Origin of the sequence: Shinella daejeonensis, from assembly GCF_024281235.1 — a bacterium.
Lineage (GTDB): Bacteria > Pseudomonadota > Alphaproteobacteria > Rhizobiales > Rhizobiaceae > Shinella > Shinella daejeonensis.
Genome location: NZ_JAHWXY010000001.1, coordinates 935,541 through 951,893 on the forward strand (window position 1 = coordinate 935,541; position 16,353 = coordinate 951,893).

Consider the following 16,353-nt stretch of genomic DNA (forward strand, 5'->3'; position numbering starts at 1 on the left):
AAGGATCAAACCGCGCTTCAACTGGTATCCGGCGCGCCCATGACGGACGGAAACAGGACGTGATAGAGTTCATTCTGCGATGAAATCCTCAACTTCGCATAGAGCCGCTTGCGGAGGATCTTGACCGTGCCCAGAGCGATACCGAGCGCCGCTGCGATCGAGTGGTTGGAATGCCCCTGAAGAATCAACGCCGCGACCTGGGATTCGCGCGGTGAAATCCCCCTTGGGGTCAGCGATTTCGCATAATCGTATATGCGCGACGTCGTTTCGTTGAGGTCTCTCAACCCTTCCTTGCGATCCGACGCCAGGATCGTCCCGCCCCAATGCCGAACCATGAGTGCGCTCAGAACCGGCTCCATTCGCCGCAATTGCCGTATTTCATGCGCGCTATAGCTCCCCGACGCCGGCGTCCGCCCCATCGAATAGACGAAACACCAGCGGCTGGAGAGATTCTGGACGATACCGATCTCGTCCACCAGCGGCAGTTTATTGTAATAGGACGCGTAATATTCGCTCTGGAAGAACCGGTCCGGCGCGATGTCGCGTATCGGATAGAGACCCGACGCGGTGCCGTTGATGGTGCACTGATAGAACGGGTCGAGCAGATACGCACCCCGGGCATAGCGCTTCAGATACTCACGTTCCGAATGCGCATCGAAATCCCGGAACAACTCCAGGGGGACCGTTCCGGCCGAGAAACCGATGACGAGGGTTATATCAACCGGAACGATCCGGTTGATGAACCCCATCAGCGCCTTGGGAAAGGCATCGGTTCCCTCGCAGGCGATCAAGGCCCCGACGCGCGCGATTTCTCCCTGCATCAAGTTCGCCGTACCCTTTTTCATCGGCGTTCGTATCCCCTTCGTGGTCATATAATAGAGGTTTTGTATCCTCTTGGGGATATATCTTATCTGAAAGCCTGTGTCATTCTCCGGAAAACAAGGGAACGGGGCATCAAGCCCGAACAGCGGACCAGGAGGCCTCATGACAGATTCATCGTCGCTCAACCTCGCCATCGCGCATGCCGTGCAATCGCGCCGCGCCTTCCTGCGGACGGGGCTGGCCGCGACGGCGGCGCCCCTGGTGCTTGCCACCTTCGGCGGACAAAGGCAGGCCCGGGCCGAGGACATCGAACGCATGTTGAACATCATGGGGTGGTCGGAATACGTTTCGCCGGAAAATATCGCCGCCTGGGAGGAGAAGACCGGCGCGCGCTTCGTCTTCGACGGCTATTCCAGCAATGATGAAATGCTGTCGAAATTGCAGCTCTCGGGCGGCGAAAGCGGCTACGATCTTGGAATGAACACGGACTTCATGATCCCGCTGCTCATCAGGCGGGGCCAGATCCGGAAGCTCGACAAATCGCTCATCCCGAATATAGAGCATATCGGAGCCGACTTCCTCAATCGCGATTTCGACCCCGGCAACCAATATACGATCCCCAAGACATGGGGTTCGCAGGGATATCTCTACGACAAGTCAGCCATCCAGCGGCAACTGGCGTCCTGGGGCGATTTCCTGGACGCTGCGCGGAACGAGGCGAGCGGACAGGTCGCTCTTCTGGACGATCCGCTGTCGATCGCGCCCCTGATGTGGAAGGACGGCATCTCGTGGAACACCACCGACGAAAAGGTGCTGGACCGTGTGGAAGCCGAAGCCCTGGCGCTGGCCCCTCACATCCGGACGTTCAATACCTATCCCCAGCAGGACGTGGCAAGCGGCACCGTGAAGCTCGCCCAGAACTGGAACGGCTACAGCCGTCTCGTCATCGCGTCTTCCGGCAACCCGGATCTGGAGTTCGAGTTCGGCGGGCCGATCACGGAATTCTGGCTGGACAGCTATCACCTGCCAGAAGGCGGCAGCCATCCGAAGGCCGCGCATGACTGGTTGAACTACATCCTCGATCCGAAGGCCGCCGCCGCCGAGACGACCTACACCGGCTACCCGACCGCCGTACCCTCCTCCTCGACATTCCTCGCCGCCGATATTGCGACAAGCCCGATCATCTGGCCGTCGAGCGAGATCATCCAGCGGGGCGAGCTGACGAAGCGCAACGAGTCCTATGAACGCAGGATAGCGATCTTCACCAAGTTCAAGGCCGCCGCCGCGGTGGCGCAATGAACATCAGGGAAACCCGTTCCGGCGCCTCCCGAGAAGGTCAAACACGATGAGCACCGCAATTTCCGTTCAAGGCATCACCAAGCGATACGGGAATTTCGTCGCCCTGAACGGCGTCGATCTCGACATCGAACACGGTGAGTTCCTGTCGCTGCTGGGACCCTCCGGGGCGGGAAAAACGACCATCCTGCGGATGATCGCCGGCTTCGACCGTCCGGACACGGGCCGGATCTCGATCCTCGATCGCGACATCGTAAACCTGCCGCCGCACAAGCGGCCGGTCAACACCGTCTTCCAGAACTATGCGCTTTTCCCGCACATGAGCGTCGCCGACAATGTCGCTTACGGCCTCCGTCAGGAAAGGACCAGCGCGGACGAGCGCAGGGCGCGGGTACGCGAAGCCCTCGACATGGTGGAGATGACCACCATGGCGCATCGGCGGCCCGACGCACTCTCCGGCGGGCAACAGCAACGGGTGGCGCTCGCCCGCGCCCTCGTCAAGCGCCCGGCGATACTGCTGCTGGACGAGCCCCTGGGCGCGCTCGACCGCCGCCTGCGCGCGCAGATGCAGATCGAGCTCAAGGCATTGCAGCGGGAGACCGGGATCGCCTTCGTCCTGGTGACACACGACCAGGACGAGGCGCTGGCGCTCTCCGACCGGATCGTCGTCATGCGCGGCGGCCAGATCGAGCAGATCGGCACGCCAAGCGAACTCTACGATCTGCCACGTTCGGCCTTCGTCGCGAATTTCATCGGCTCACAGAATTTCCTGCAAGGCGATTTCGAGCAGTCCACCGGCCGCTTCACGACGCCGGAGGGAATCGTCATTTCCGCCGCCTGCGTCGAACCGGGCGCGGCGGGAGAGGCGCTCGCCGCCGTCCGCCCGGAAAACACCGCGATCACGACATCGAGGCCGGAGGGGGTGTCGAACGCGGTCCATGGCCGCCTCATCCAGGGACTGCATATGGGCGACAGTATCGAATATGTCGTTCGTCCGGCCTCCGGCGGCGCCCTCTTCAGCCGCCAGCCACGCAAGGGGACCCCGGAAATGACGATCGGGACCGACGTCTGGCTTTCCTGGTCGCCAGAAGAGACGTCGATCTTCCAGCCGGACGCCGAAATCGTCGCGAACCTGCTGAAATCCACCAACCGCGGGTGAAGCGCGGGGCGATCCCCGCCGTTCGGCAAATTTCCAGTGAAGGATGGTTCCATGAGGCATATGAATGCCCTCTCCAGAAAATGGCTGCCCCTGCTGCCGGCGACCGCATGGTGGGCGTTCTTCTTCCTCGCATCGCTTATCGGCATCGTTCTCTACAGTTTCGCGTTGAAAGCGCCGATCGATGCGGAAAACCCCGTCTCCTTCGAAATCCTTTCGCTATCGAACTATGGCGAAGCGCTCTCTTCGGTCTATGTGCATGTATTCTGGATCACCATCAGGACGGCGGGGGTAGGAACGGCGATCTGCTTGCTGGCAGCCTTTCCCGTCGCCTATCTGCTGGCGACGCGGATACGCCCGCAATGGCGCCTCTGGCTGCTGTTTGCGATCATCTTTCCGTACTGGGTCAGTTTCCTGTTGCGCACCTTCGCCTGGCGCATCATCCTCGCGCCGGAGGGCGCTTTCTCGAAAGCGCTGCAACACCTCGGCATCCTGCCGGGACCGCTGACCTTGCTGGATACCCAGATGGCGGTCCAGATGGGCATCATCTACAATTACCTGCCCGTCGCCATTCTTCCGATCTTCGTCGCCCTCGAACGTATCGACCCCGCCCTGCGGCGGGCCAGCGCCGATGTCGGCGCGGGCAAGGCGACGACGTTTTTACGCATCACCCTGCCGCTGGCGATGCCCGGCCTGGTCGGCGCGGGAATCCTGACCTTCGTCCTGGCGGCCGGCGACTACGTCGTCCCCGCGATCCTGGGCGGCGCACGCGGCCTCATGATCGGACGGCTGATCGCCCTGCAAATCCTGGAGGCCCAGAACCTGCCTCTCGGCGCCGCGATGGCCGTGGTGCTGATCGTCGCGCTGCTCGCCGCCGGCCTGATCGCCGCGCTGCTGCTGGCGATTGTCAGGCGCGTGGACCGTCGCCTGCAAGGAGCCTCCCTATGATCGAGAAAATTTTATCCGGCCCGGAGCGGTGTTTGCGATGAACAACGATATTGTAGGCATGCTGCTCAAGGCGTGGACGGTCCTGGTCATCGCCTTCCTCTTCATTCCGATCGGCGTGGTGATCCTGTATTCGTTCAACGGCGGGCGCATCCTGTTCATCTGGGAGGAATTCTCCACCTTCTGGTATGCGGCGGCCCTCGACAATCACCGGATCCTCAACGCCCTCGACGTCTCGCTTCGCTCGGCGCTCCTCAACGTCGCCATTTCCGTGGCGCTGGGCACGGCGGCCGGCATCGCCATCGCCCGCCATGCGGGCGTATGGACGAAGCCGTTCATGTTTCTGGTGGGTCTTATTCTCGTCACGCCGGAACTCGTGTCGGCGATCGGCCAGGTCATCTGGTTCAACCGCGTGGGGCTGGACCAGGGGATCTTCCGTCTGGCGATCGCGCATTCACTGTTCAATACGGCTCTGGTGACGGTGATCGTGAGAGCCCGCGCCGAGGGGATCAGCCAGACGCTGGAGGAAGCCGCGGGCGACCTCGGCGCACCGCCCTGGCGGTCCTTCCTCCAGGTGACGTTGCCGCTGATGCTTCCCGCGGTGATCGCCGGCGCGCTCCTATCCTTTACCTACTCCTTCGACAACGTGATGATATCGCTGTTCGTGCAAAGGCCCGGAGCATCGAGCCTTCCGGTCTATATCCTGTCGTCCTTCAAAGCGGGACTGCGGGGAGACGTGGCCGCCGTCGTGGTCATGACGCTGTGCGTGACAATCGTCCTGGTCGTTCTGTCGGCCCTGCTTCTTCGCGGCGGCGCACGGCGGGTCAACGCCTTCTAGAGCATTTCCGGTGAAATCCAGCTCACCAGAATTTCTCTAATATATTGTTTTTACCGCATTATCCGATGCCGAAGCGGCCTCGCTTCGACTGGAAATGCTCTAACGCACCGGCGACCGTCGGTTCCCTGTCTTCATGAGGTTAAAAAATGGCCGATCTGGATCTTTGCTATCGTAGCGCCATGGATCTGGCGAAGTCCGTTTCACGCGGCGACATCTCGCCGGTGGAACTGATCGAGAATACACTTGCCCGCATCGATGCCGTCAATCCGGTTCTGAACTGCTTCACCGAGGTCTATGAGCAGGATGCAAGGAAACAGGCCGGACTGGCGGAAGACGCGGTGCGCCGGGGAGACACGCTGGGACCGCTGCACGGCATTCCCGTTGCGATCAAGGACTTCACCCCGGTCAAGGGAAAGATAACCACGAAGGGCTCCTGCGTCTTTCGGGACAACATCTCGGAAAGCGACGCCATCGTGGTGGAAAACCTTCAGCGGGCCGGCGCAATTGTGGTCGGCAGGACGACGACACCCGAATTTACCTATTCGAGCCTGACCGACAGCCGGCTCTGGGGAATTACCCGCAACCCCTGGAACACGGAGCGCACACCGGGAGGATCGTCCGGCGGCGCCGCGGCCGCCGTCGCTTCGGGATGCGTTCCTCTGGCCGAGGGAACAGATTCCGGAGGGTCGGTGCGTATTCCCGCCTCTCATTGCGGCATCGTCGGCATGAAGCCCAGCTTCGGGCGCATTCCCTATGAATTCATGCCCAGCCAATATGACTGGATGACCAGCCACGGCCCCCTGTCGCGCACGGTCGGCGACGCCGCGCTGTTCCTGTCCGTCTGCCAGGGGCCGGACACGCGCGATCTCCAGGCCGTCGTCCCGAAACTCGATTTCAGCGATCTTCCGGCTGTCCCGGGAGCAAAAAGACGTTTGGCGCTTTCCAGTGATCTCGGCTGCTACGACGTGGACCCCGATGTGGCCGCGAACCTTGTCGAGTGCTCCCGCGTATTCGCCGATGCCGGATACGAGATCGAGGAGGTCGATCTCGGCTGGACATCGAGCTTCCTTACCGCGTGGTGGTCTACCTGGGACGTCTTCATGGCGACCAATTTCGGCCGGTATCTCCACGATTTCGAAGACCAGATGCACCCGACGCTCGTTGCGGCCATCAGGAAGGGGGAAAAGATATCCGCCGTCGAACTGCGGCAGTTCGAGGAAATCTTCACCGATGCCTGGCGGAAGCTTGCGGTGGTTCTGGAACGCTGCGACGCGCTTCTTTGCCCGACCGAGGCGATCCCTGCTCCTCCGGTCGGCTATGATGAAGCCGCTTCGATCACGCTGTCCGCCAGCGGCAGGCTGTCGGCCATGGATATGACGATGCAGTTCAACGCGCTGCTGGTGCCCGCCATATCGGTTCCCTCGGGTTTCTCGCGCGACAGGTTGCCGACAGGTCTGCAAATCATCAGCGGCCGCGGCAGGGATGACATCGTGCTTGCACTGGCGGCTTTGCTCGAGCGCCTGAAGCCCTGGGCATCCCATCGGCCGCCGCTTTGAGCAAAAGACCGTGTCCGGAGGATATTGCGTCGCTCCAGCAGCCCGCGGAGGAACGATCGGATCGTGCTGACAACACTGACCGCCGAGCCGGGACGCGACATACCGCTGCGAAAAGCGGCTCTGTCCCCAATGTCAAATCGGTGATCCCCCATATTCATGAGGCAGAGAGTTCTTTTCGGACAATTTCCGCGCCGGCGCTCAGCGCCTGGAGCTTTCCTGTCGCCACGCGCCGCGAGAGGGGCGCCATGCCGCAATTGGTGCAGGGATAGAGCTTGTCGGCATCAACGAACCGCAGGGCCTTTCGCAGGGTTTCTGCGACGTCCTCAGGCGTCTCGATAGTGTTGGAGGCTACATCGATGGCCCCGACCATCACTTTCTTGCCGCGAATGAGCTCGATCAGTTCCATCGGAACGTGGGAATTGTGGCACTCCAGCGAGATCAGGTCGATGCTGGATTTCTGCAGTTTGGGGAATGACTCCTCATATTGCCGCCACTCCGATCCGAGTGTGTTCTTCCAATCGGTATTGGCCTTGATGCCATAGCCATAGCAAATATGGACGGCCGTCTCGCATTTGAGCCCCTCAATGGCCCTTTCCAGGGTGGCGACACCCCAGTCATTGACGTCATCGAAGAAGACGTTGAAGGCCGGCTCGTCGAACTGGATGATATCGACACCCGCGGCCTCGAGTTCCCTGGCCTCCTCGTTGAGGATCCTGGCAAATTCCCCGGCGAGTTTCTCCCGGCTCTTGTAGTGTGCATCATAGAGCGTATCGATCATGGTCATGGGGCCTGGCAGGGCCCATTTGATGGGCTGCGTGGTCTGCTGGCGCAAGAATTTGGCATCTTCGACAAAAACCGGCCTTGGGCGCGACACTGCGCCAATGACAGTGGGAACGCTTGCGTCGTATCGGTTGCGGATTCGGACGGTCTCGCGCTTCTCAAAATCGACGCCATCGAGATGCTCGATGAATGTCGTGACAAAATGCTGGCGCGTCTGTTCGCCATCGCTGACGATATCGATGCCGGCCTGTTGCTGATCGGCCAAGGCCAGGCGCAATGCGTCCTGTTTGCCCTCGGTCAGTTCCTCGTCCTGCAACAGCCAGGGTGACCACAGTTTTCCGGGCCGGGCGAGCCAGGATGGCTTGGGCAGGCTGCCGGCGGTCGAAGTGGGAAGCAGTGTTTTCATGGATTGGACCCTTCTATTCTATTCCGATCAGACGGCGGCGTTGGCGGACCATTGCGCGAGCACGGCCCGATACGGTTTGATGAAATGTTCTTCGGCGAATTTGCCTTGTTCCACAGCCAGGCGGCTGCGTTCGTCCCGGTCGTAGACAATGCGGGTGAGCGAATAGTCCTGATGCTTGAGGTTCGGCTGATACAAGGCGCCCGCAGCGGCATTCGCGTTATAGATTTCAGGCCGATAGATCCGCTGGAACGTATCCATCGTGCTGATCGTGCTGATGAGTTGCAGGCTGGAATAGTCGCCGAGCAGGTCGCCGATAAAATAAAAAGCCAACGGCGCGACGCTGCCCGGGGGCATGAAATAGCGGACCTGCATTCCCATTTTCGCGAAATATCGGTCCGTCGACGAGGGTTCGTCCTGGCGGTATTCGACGCCCATGATGGGATGACGGTTGGCGGTTCGGTGATAGGTTTTGCTGCTTGATGCACTGATGCAGATGACCGGTGGCTTGCCGAAATGGCATCTGTACGTGTCCGAGCGCAGGAAGCTCTTGAACAGGCTTCCATGCAGATCGCCAAAATCGTCGGGAAGGCTGAATGTCGGCTCGTTGCAATTGTGCTCCGGCAGCACGACACTGAAGTCGTAATCCCTGACATATGAAGAGAAATTGTTTCCGACAATGCCCTCGATGAGCGTATCGGTCTCATGATCGACAACGGTCGTTTTGAGGATTTCGATCAGTGGAAAGGCCTTGCCGCCGGCGATGCTCATCTCGACGGAGATGATGTCAAGCTTGACCGAATAGCGGTCGGCCCTGGGGTTATCCCAGGAGGCCAAGGCGTTGAAACGATTGTCGATCATTCCGAGGGCGTTGCGCAGGTTCTCCCGGCGCGTTGTGCCTCTCGCCAAATTGGCGAAATTGGTCGTCAGACGCGTGCTTTCCGCAGGATGGTAATCCTCATCGAACGGAATGCTGTTGATTGAAAACGCAGTGGTCAGATTTCGAGGTTGAGACATCATTGCCCCTCGTATGTTGGGGGCATGGGTCAGCGGACGCATAGCGAGACGGATCGCGAAGATACGACCGCGCTACGGCACACCGGGACACCCCGCCCGTGGACGTTACTTCGCCTCAGGCAGGTCTCCTGGCTCACGGGTCGACACCTCGGTCCGTCTTCCCAGGGTTTCCCCCAGTGACATGCTGGACTTTGGCTCGCCGTTTACAGTTGCGGGGGCAGCGCCGGCATTTCCGTAAACGGAGCACCGGCTTCCCTCTTAGCCTCAGCTGATTGCAGGCAATCGCTGAGGAACCTAGGCACTACTACCTTTCTACGCGCGCCACCAGAAGTCAATAGCATATCAAGATATCTTTATATCTCTAAATCAAATAGGGTTACTGCGTTCGAGAATAGCCCATGACATCCGGGCCTTGAGGGCGAATACTATGCGATTTAATCCTCATGCGCCCCGTTTGACAGGTTGCGCTCTGATGACATTGGTTATGACATGGAAAGAGTTTTACCACATAGCCCACGGCTGATCCCGCTAACGCGATGAGCGGGACGGCAAATCCGAGCAAGGTCACCCAGATTGGCACAGCTTCATTCATAAAGTCCCCTCGACGCGAAAGGAACAAACCGCTACCATAAAACGCAATTTATAGAATGAAATCAGGTATTTAGTGGATACTTGGTAGCGGAGGAGGGATTTGAACCCCCGACACAAGGATTATGATTCCTCTGCTCTAACCTACTGAGCTACTCCGCCATCGGGATCGTCAAGCCTTGAAAAACAGGGCCATTCTGCATCCGGTGCGCGGCTTATAGGGCGGGGGTCGGGCGGGTGTCAAGCGACCTCGGCACAAAAAACGCCTTATCCGCAAAGGCCCCGGCGGCGTGCCTTCTCAGGCGGCGGCGGGGGTGGCGAGAATACGCTTCAGCGCCGCCTCCGCGGCCGGTTCCCGCTCCGAACGGAGGATGAAGCCGCCGCCGAAGATACGGGCGTCCGGCCCCTCGCCGGAATAGAGCGCGCAGGCCTGCCCGGGGGCCACGCCGGGCTCGCCCTCGGCCAGTTCCACATAGATGCCGCCGGGGCCGGACAGGAGCCGCGCTGGACGCGGGGGACGCGTCGAGCGCACCTTGGCGTAGCAATCGAACCCCCGCTCGGCGGCGGCCGTAAGCGCTCCGTCACCGAGCCAGTTGATGTCGCGCAGATAGAGCCGCCGGGTTTCCAGCGCCTCTTTCGGCCCGACGACGACACGGCGCGAGCGCGCATCGAGATAGACGACATAGAGCGGGTCGCCCGTGGCCACGCCGATGCCCCGGCGCTGACCGATGGTATAATGCACGATGCCCTCATGCCGCCCGAGCACGCGGCCGTCGATGTGAACGATATCGCCCGAAAGCGCCGCGTTGGGCTTCAGCTTGTTGACGATATCGGAATATTTTCCCTGCGGCACGAAGCAGATGTCCTGACTGTCCGCCTTCTTCGCGACGACGAGACCCATGTCTTCGGCCAGCGCCCGCGTTTCGGCCTTGGAGAGATGGCCGAGGGGGAAGCGCAGATAGTCGATCTGTTCCTGCGTGGTGGCGAAGAGGAAATAGCTCTGGTCCCGCTCCGCATCGACAGGGCGATGAAGCGCGCGGCGATGCGGGGCGTCCGGCGCCGGATTCAGTCGCGAACGGATATAGTGGCCGGTCGCCAGCGCATCCGCGCCGAGGTCCCGGGCCGTCGCCAGCAGATCGGCGAATTTGACGGTCTGGTTGCAGGCGACGCAGGGGATCGGCGTTTCGCCGGCGATATAGCTTTCAGCGAAGGGATTGATCACCGTCTCGCGGAAGCGCTTTTCATAATCGAGCACGTAATGCGGAATGCCGAGCGTTTCGCAGACGCGGCGGGCGTCGTCGATATCCTGCCCCGCGCAGCAGGAGCCGGCGCGATGCACGGCCGCCCCGTGATCGTAGAGTTGCAGCGTGATGCCGAGAACGTCATAGCCTTCGCGTTTGAGGATCCCGGCCACCACGGAACTGTCGACCCCGCCCGACATGGCGACGACGACACGGGTATCTTCCGGCTTCCTGTCGAAATCGAGACTGTTCACGCTGGTTCCGCTCCGCTTCGCCAACCCGTCCGCCCGGCGGGCGCATAGCGCCTTTCCTATTGCCGAAATCCGGCTGTTGCAGCGCTTTCGCGCCTTCGGCCGACATATAGAAACTTGAGGCCGCAAGAGCAAGGGAATGCTGGAAATCAGCGTCTTCAGCCGCGCCGCAATGGCACACAGACACCGCGAAGCCGCTCAAATGATTAGAAAAATGTTACTCGGCGCTTAGGCAAATCTTAAATGTGGCGGACTAGAGTGCCGCCCATATGGTCTTGAGTTTATGTAGAGAGTGCAATGACCGACCTGATACGACCCCGCGTTAAATACGTCATCGGCCCCGATGGCAGTCCTCTGACGATCGCCGATCTGCCGCCGGCCAATACGCGGCGCTGGGTAATCCGGCGGAAGGCGGAAGTCGTCGCCGCCGTGCGCGGCGGTCTCCTCAGCCTGGAGGAAGCCTGCGAGCGCTACGCGCTGACGGTCGAGGAATTCCTGTCCTGGCAATCCTCTATCAACGACCACGGCCTTGCCGGCCTGCGCACCACCCGCATCCAGCAGTATCGCCACTAGAGCAATTCCAGCAAAAGTGCGCAGCAGTTTTGCGTCCGGAAATGCGGCTAAAACAAAGAGATAGAGCGGTTCTAGCGTTTCTGTGAAAACCAAAACCGCTCTGGATTTCCAGCCGGAACAACGTCGCTTCGGCATCGGATAATACGGCACCCGGATTGCCGTCGCGGCCGCTCAATGCGGCCGCAACCGTATTTGCAGCACACCGGAAAGAACGACGGAAGCGGCGTAGAACCAGAGCCCCGGCTGGGTGAACGCCGACGCCATTCCGCTCGTCTTGGCGGCCACGATCACCAGCGCCACCAGCATCACGTCCATCATCGACCATTTGCCGAGCACCGGCAGCAGACGGGCAAGCCTGCTGTCCCTGCCCTTTTCGGCAGGCGCCGTCACCTCCACCGCGATGCCCACGAGCTTCACCAGCGGGAAGAAGACGGAAAACAACGCGACGAGCACGGCAAGCGCGCCGTTTTCCTGCGTCCAAAGGGACAATATGAGTTCCACCAGCGAGGGCGTCTCGTTGAAGAAATAGAGCTTCTCGAAGCGGACGAGCGGCAGCACCAGCCCCAGCGCCAGACAGAAGACCGAAAGGACGAGACAGAGCGGAACGAACAGGATCATGACGGCCGGAAATCCTCCCCTGACGCCTCATAGCATCGTGCATATGCTCCCAGCCACCTCTTGCGCGGACCGAAGCGAAAGGAAAGGATGGGCCGAACACAACGGCGCGGGAGCATGCCAATGGAGATCCGGACGGAAGACAACGGCTCGAAAGGGCGCTATATCGCCACGGTCGAGGGGCATGAAGCGGAAATGACCTATTCCCGCGCCTCGCCACATCTCATCATCGTCGACCACACCGGCGTTCCGGACGCCCTTCGCGGCAAAGGCGTGGGCCAGGCGCTTGCCGCCCACGCGGTCGAGGCCGCGCGCAAGGGCGGCTGGAAGATCATGCCGCTCTGCCCCTTCATGCGCGCCCAGGCGATGCGCCACAAGGAATGGAGCGACGCCGTCGACCTCTGACGCCACTGTTCACGACGCGGAAAGCGGAGAAAAGGCCGGCGGAAACGCAAAGAGCCCTCGGGAGCGGCTCGGCACCGCTCTCGAGGGTTCTTCCCGGCAATCCGGGATCAGGCGCGCAGCCGGACGGCGTTATCGCGTTCCTCCAGCGCCGTCGCCTTGGCGCATTCGGCTTCCGCCTCCTCCAGCGCCAGTTCCGCCGCATCCTGCTGGACCTTCAGCTCGCGAATGGAGACCTGAAGGTTGTCGGAGCGCTGGCGTGCGGCCTTGGCGAAGGTCGGATAGGCGAAATGGCTGGGATCGGTGATCCCCGACTTCTTTTCCTCGATGGTGATCTGATTTTCGAGTTCCTTCGACATCCGCTCGAATTCGGCCATCATCAACTGGAGCTGATCCAGTTGCCGTCGTTTTTCTTTCACCTGAAATTCCTTCAGGCGAACTAGGCTCTCACGCGACTTCATACGCAATACTCCCGTGGATAGCGAGACCCCGGCATGGGAACGGACGGCATCGAAAAGAAAGCCGCCTGCCCCCGCATTCCCATCAGCCTCCGGCGGCCGCTTTCGCTGCGCCGCCGCAAGCCGTATTTCCGCCCTTGCCCGGCATGGACGGCCGGGCTCCGGAAAAATTCCAGCGATCTTAACAAAATCCTACCGCTGGTAACCTTTCGTTTACGGGCATCGTTAATCATAGGGTCGATGATTTAAGGCTCAGTAAATGCCTCACATGAAAAACGAGTGATCGCATTGATGAGTCGAAAGAGTCGGTTAACGAGGTTTCCTAACCTGTTTCATTAAGAAATTCGTTTCCGATTCATATATGAAATCAGGAGCCTGCCTAAAATATTTAACAATTCGATACACCTTGCCAGAGGGAATCAGAATTTGTTAACCATTCCATGGCAGCCTCCAAATCAGGCAACGACTGGATCCGTATCGCGTAGGGGGCCAGAAACCTTTGAGCGGCGGAAAAGGGGACAGATATGCGGGTTCTTCTCATCGAGGATGATAGCGCGACGGCGCAGAGCATCGAATTGATGCTCAAGTCCGAAAGTTTCAACGTGTACACCACCGACCTTGGCGAGGAAGGTGTCGATCTCGGCAAGCTGTACGACTACGACATCATTCTGCTGGACCTCAATCTCCCGGATATGTCGGGCTACGAGGTGCTTCGCACCCTGCGCCTGTCCAAGGTCAAGACGCCGATCCTCATCCTGTCCGGCATGGCCGGTATCGAGGACAAGGTGCGCGGTCTCGGCTTCGGCGCCGACGACTATATGACCAAACCCTTCCACAAGGATGAACTGGTCGCCCGTATCCACGCCATCGTGCGCCGCTCCAAGGGCCATGCCCAGTCGATCATTTCCACGGGCGAACTCGTCGTCAACCTCGACGCCAAGACTGTCGAAGTCGGCGGCCAGCGCGTGCATCTGACGGGCAAGGAATACCAGATGCTCGAGCTGCTTTCCCTGCGCAAGGGCACGACGCTGACCAAGGAAATGTTCCTGAACCACCTTTACGGCGGCATGGACGAGCCGGAACTGAAGATCATCGACGTCTTCATTTGCAAGCTGCGCAAGAAACTCGCAGGCGCCGCCGGCGGTGCGAATTATATCGAGACGGTCTGGGGCCGGGGCTACGTCCTGCGCGAACCCGACAACGACATTCTCGAAAGCGCCTGAAGACCCCCCGCCACCCGCTCCCGGTTTTCTATCAACCCGCCGTCTGCCGGCGGGTTTTCTTTTTATAAGCGCGCAAACGAAAACGTGGACGCCACTCCCGAAAGAGACGTCCACGTCGGCGAAAGGGAATTATTCGCTGTTTTCGTTCCTGGCGTTCAGGCGGCAAGCGAGAGATTGCCGAAAACCTGCGTGAGGATCTTTCGATCGAAGGGCTTGAGCAGGAAATCGTCCGCCCCGGCGCGTTTGCCCATCATCATCTTGCGCAGGTCCGCCTCGACGACGCAATAATAGACCCGCACCGCCTTGCCGTTCGGCAGCATCCGTACGTTGCCGATGAGTTCCAGCGCACCGTCCATGGTCGCGTCGACGATCAGGATATTGGGCAGCTCCGCCTCACAGCGCGCAAGAGCCTCCAGCGAGCTTCCCGCTTCGAGCACCAGGAAACCCAGGCCCGAGAGGATGCGCTTGCCGACCTTGCGGACGACATCGGAACCGTCTGCGATCATCAGTCGCTGCATTGTCCGCTCCTATCCTCCCGCTCGAACGAGCGGGAACGATTACAGCTTCAAAGGCTAGCGGGAACTGGCAAACAAAGCGTTAGCGAAGATGCTTAACGCGCGCCTCAGACGCTGGATTCGGCCGCCTGTTCCGCGGGCGTCATGCGGGCGCTGAAGACGATCTCCTCGCCGTTCGAGACGACGTCGAGCGTCATGCCGGCCTCCTCGGCGAGCAACACCGTATAGTAGGGCTGGATCGTGTGGGCATCGATCGCCTCTTCCGGCGTGCCCGAGAGGATTTCGATGAATTTCGGCGGCACGCGCAGCATCCGGCCCTTGGCGACAAGGCGGAAGACCGCGTCGAATTCGGGGTTCTCCAGCGAGATATCGATGGAACCGCCGCGCGGAATCGAGCCATAAGCGACGAGGAAGAGATTAAGCAGCAGCTTGACCCGGTTTTTCGCAACGATGGCACGCGGGCCGGTCCAGGTAATTTCCGTCTTCTTCTCGGCAAGGGCGAAATCGCGCGCCGCCTTTTCCGCCTCCCCCGTATCGATCGAGGCGCCGACCGAGCCGGATGCTCCAAAAGCAAGACGGGCGAATTTCAGCCGGACGGAAGCATTGAGCGCGCTCGTCCGGATCAGATCCATGGCTTCGACGTCGGCGCCGCCTTCATCCAGCAATTCGAGACCGTTGTTGATGGCGCCCACCGGCGAAATGATGTCGTGGCAGACGCGACTGCACAGAAGCGCCACCAGATCGGGGCCGGCCAACGTAAGGTTCGGATTCTTCGCCATAGGATTCTCCAAGATCATCGCATCCCGTTCCTCGCAAACAGCCGCACACGAGGCGGCGGCGTGGACATATGGGCGACGCATAGCACGCCGGAGTTGCCCGAAGCATGCCGGTTAGAAAGACAGTCATAATGACACCACATTTGGTAAACCGATTGTTAATATCCTGGGATCAAATTGCGGCCTGTAACGGCATGCGAACCAGGAAGGCAAACGGCACATGACTGTTTCGAAACTGTTCACGGCGGCGGTCCGGCTTTTCGGGCTGCTGCTGTTCCTCCTGCCGGCGGCAGGACCTGTCGCGGCCCAGAACGCCAGCGGCGGCCAATATACCATGCAGGAGATCGTCGACACCGGCCACAACTTCTTCGGCAGCGCCTCGGGCGGCCTTGCCAAAGTGGTGGAGCGCGCGTTCGAATCCTACGGCCTGCCGAACGGCTATATCCTCGGGCAGGAAGGTTCGGGGGCCTTCGTCGCCGGCCTGACCTATGGCGAAGGGACGCTGAACACCAAGAACGCCGGCCAGCACCCGGTCTTCTGGCAGGGTCCGTCGCTCGGCCTCGATATCGGCGGCCAGGGCAGCCGCATCATGATGCTCGTCTACAATCTGCCGGACGTGCAGAACCTCTATGACCGCTTCGGCGGCGTTTCGGGCGCCGCCTATGTGGTGGCGGGCGTCGGCATGACGGTTCTCGTCAGGGACGAGCTTGTCATCGTGCCGATCCGCACCGGCCTGGGCGCGCGGCTCGGCATCAATGCGGGCTATCTGAAGCTGACGCGCGATCCCACCTGGAACCCCTTCTGAGCGGCCCGTATCGAGACAAGGCATGCATGCGACGGACGGATCGACCGTCCGGCCCCCTGTGCCAGGCCGCCGGCGCGCGCTATAGTATCCGCC

General features: G+C 60.6%; 17 protein-coding genes, 1 tRNA gene and 1 riboswitch. Of the genes, 9 read left to right on the plus strand and 9 right to left on the minus strand.

From position 1 onward, the window contains the following. Positions 1-17 precede the first annotated feature (17 nt). Positions 18-1,007 (minus strand): helix-turn-helix domain-containing protein, encoded by a 990-nt coding sequence (locus tag KYK29_RS04410; RefSeq protein ID WP_254689621.1) that lies wholly within the window; start codon positions 1,005-1,007, stop codon positions 18-20. On the opposite strand from KYK29_RS04410, the gene KYK29_RS04415 reads away from it, so the two are divergent. The 5 genes from KYK29_RS04415 (at position 985) to KYK29_RS04435 (ending at position 6,613) form a co-directional block, all read left to right on the plus strand. Continuing rightward, positions 985-2,121, plus strand: coding sequence for an ABC transporter substrate-binding protein (locus tag KYK29_RS04415; protein ID WP_254689622.1), 1,137 nt, complete (start codon positions 985-987; stop codon positions 2,119-2,121). The genes KYK29_RS04410 and KYK29_RS04415 overlap by 23 nt on opposite strands. Positions 2,122-2,167: 46 nt before the next feature. Then, a complete protein-coding gene (locus tag KYK29_RS04420; protein WP_254689623.1) occupies positions 2,168-3,277 on the plus strand; it encodes an ABC transporter ATP-binding protein in 1,110 nt (369 codons plus the stop codon). A 51-nt stretch (positions 3,278-3,328) separates the two neighbouring features. Beyond that, on the plus strand, positions 3,329-4,222 hold the full coding sequence (locus tag KYK29_RS04425; RefSeq protein WP_254689624.1) for an ABC transporter permease: 894 nt from the start codon (positions 3,329-3,331) through the stop codon (positions 4,220-4,222). Between the two features lie 37 nt (positions 4,223-4,259). Then, positions 4,260-5,057, plus strand: a complete 798-nt coding sequence (locus tag KYK29_RS04430) for an ABC transporter permease (protein ID WP_254689625.1) — start codon at positions 4,260-4,262, stop codon at positions 5,055-5,057. Positions 5,058-5,203: 146 nt separating this feature from the next. Then, positions 5,204-6,613 (plus strand): amidase, encoded by a 1,410-nt coding sequence (locus KYK29_RS04435; RefSeq protein ID WP_254689626.1) that lies wholly within the window; start codon positions 5,204-5,206, stop codon positions 6,611-6,613. Between the two features lie 154 nt (positions 6,614-6,767). On the opposite strand, the gene KYK29_RS04440 is transcribed toward KYK29_RS04435, so the two are convergent. The 4 genes from KYK29_RS04440 to mnmA all read right to left on the minus strand — a co-directional run bounded on the left by KYK29_RS04440 (position 6,768) and on the right by mnmA (position 10,896). Further along, positions 6,768-7,799, minus strand: coding sequence for a methionine synthase (locus tag KYK29_RS04440; protein ID WP_254689627.1), 1,032 nt, complete (start codon positions 7,797-7,799; stop codon positions 6,768-6,770). A gap of 27 nt (positions 7,800-7,826) precedes the next feature. Continuing rightward, entirely contained in the window at positions 7,827-8,816 is a 990-nt protein-coding gene (locus tag KYK29_RS04445; protein WP_437437216.1) for a DUF1852 domain-containing protein, read from the minus strand. Between the two features lie 98 nt (positions 8,817-8,914). Then, positions 8,915-9,126: riboswitch (cobalamin riboswitch) on the minus strand. Between the two features lie 360 nt (positions 9,127-9,486). Beyond that, positions 9,487-9,563, minus strand: a tRNA-Met gene (locus KYK29_RS04450). Between the two features lie 136 nt (positions 9,564-9,699). Continuing rightward, positions 9,700-10,896, minus strand: coding sequence for a tRNA 2-thiouridine(34) synthase MnmA (gene mnmA, locus KYK29_RS04455; RefSeq protein WP_254689628.1), 1,197 nt, complete (start codon positions 10,894-10,896; stop codon positions 9,700-9,702). A 294-nt stretch (positions 10,897-11,190) separates the two neighbouring features. On the opposite strand from mnmA, the gene sciP reads away from it, so the two are divergent. Continuing rightward, positions 11,191-11,466, plus strand: a complete 276-nt coding sequence (gene sciP / locus KYK29_RS04460; protein ID WP_254689629.1) for a CtrA inhibitor SciP — start codon at positions 11,191-11,193, stop codon at positions 11,464-11,466. A 171-nt stretch (positions 11,467-11,637) separates the two neighbouring features. Here sciP and KYK29_RS04465 read toward each other — a convergent pair whose 3' ends face one another. Further along, positions 11,638-12,084 (minus strand): paraquat-inducible protein A, encoded by a 447-nt coding sequence (locus KYK29_RS04465; RefSeq protein ID WP_254689630.1) that lies wholly within the window; start codon positions 12,082-12,084, stop codon positions 11,638-11,640. A 120-nt stretch (positions 12,085-12,204) separates the two neighbouring features. Between KYK29_RS04465 and KYK29_RS04470 the strand changes: the two genes are divergently transcribed. Then, a complete protein-coding gene (locus tag KYK29_RS04470; RefSeq protein WP_254689631.1) occupies positions 12,205-12,486 on the plus strand; it encodes a GNAT family N-acetyltransferase in 282 nt (93 codons plus the stop codon). 107 nt (positions 12,487-12,593) lie between these two features. Here KYK29_RS04470 and KYK29_RS04475 read toward each other — a convergent pair whose 3' ends face one another. After that, on the minus strand, positions 12,594-12,944 hold the full coding sequence (locus KYK29_RS04475; protein WP_254689632.1) for a flagellar export protein FliJ: 351 nt from the start codon (positions 12,942-12,944) through the stop codon (positions 12,594-12,596). Positions 12,945-13,465: 521 nt separating this feature from the next. Here KYK29_RS04475 and ctrA point away from each other — a divergent pair. Next, positions 13,466-14,164, plus strand: coding sequence for a response regulator transcription factor CtrA (gene ctrA / locus KYK29_RS04480; RefSeq protein ID WP_254689633.1), 699 nt, complete (start codon positions 13,466-13,468; stop codon positions 14,162-14,164). A 155-nt stretch (positions 14,165-14,319) separates the two neighbouring features. Here the strand turns inward: ctrA and KYK29_RS04485 are convergent, their stop codons facing one another. Together KYK29_RS04485 and chpT are read right to left on the minus strand one after the other, a co-directional pair. Further along, a complete protein-coding gene (locus tag KYK29_RS04485) occupies positions 14,320-14,682 on the minus strand; it encodes a response regulator (protein ID WP_254689634.1) in 363 nt (120 codons plus the stop codon). Positions 14,683-14,786: 104 nt separating this feature from the next. Beyond that, complete coding sequence (gene chpT, locus KYK29_RS04490; RefSeq protein WP_254689635.1) at positions 14,787-15,458, minus strand: histidine phosphotransferase ChpT; 672 nt, start codon at positions 15,456-15,458, stop codon at positions 14,787-14,789. 217 nt (positions 15,459-15,675) lie between these two features. On the opposite strand from chpT, the gene KYK29_RS04495 reads away from it, so the two are divergent. Further along, a complete protein-coding gene (locus KYK29_RS04495) occupies positions 15,676-16,260 on the plus strand; it encodes a DUF1134 domain-containing protein (RefSeq protein WP_254689636.1) in 585 nt (194 codons plus the stop codon). Positions 16,261-16,353: the final 93 nt, after the last annotated feature.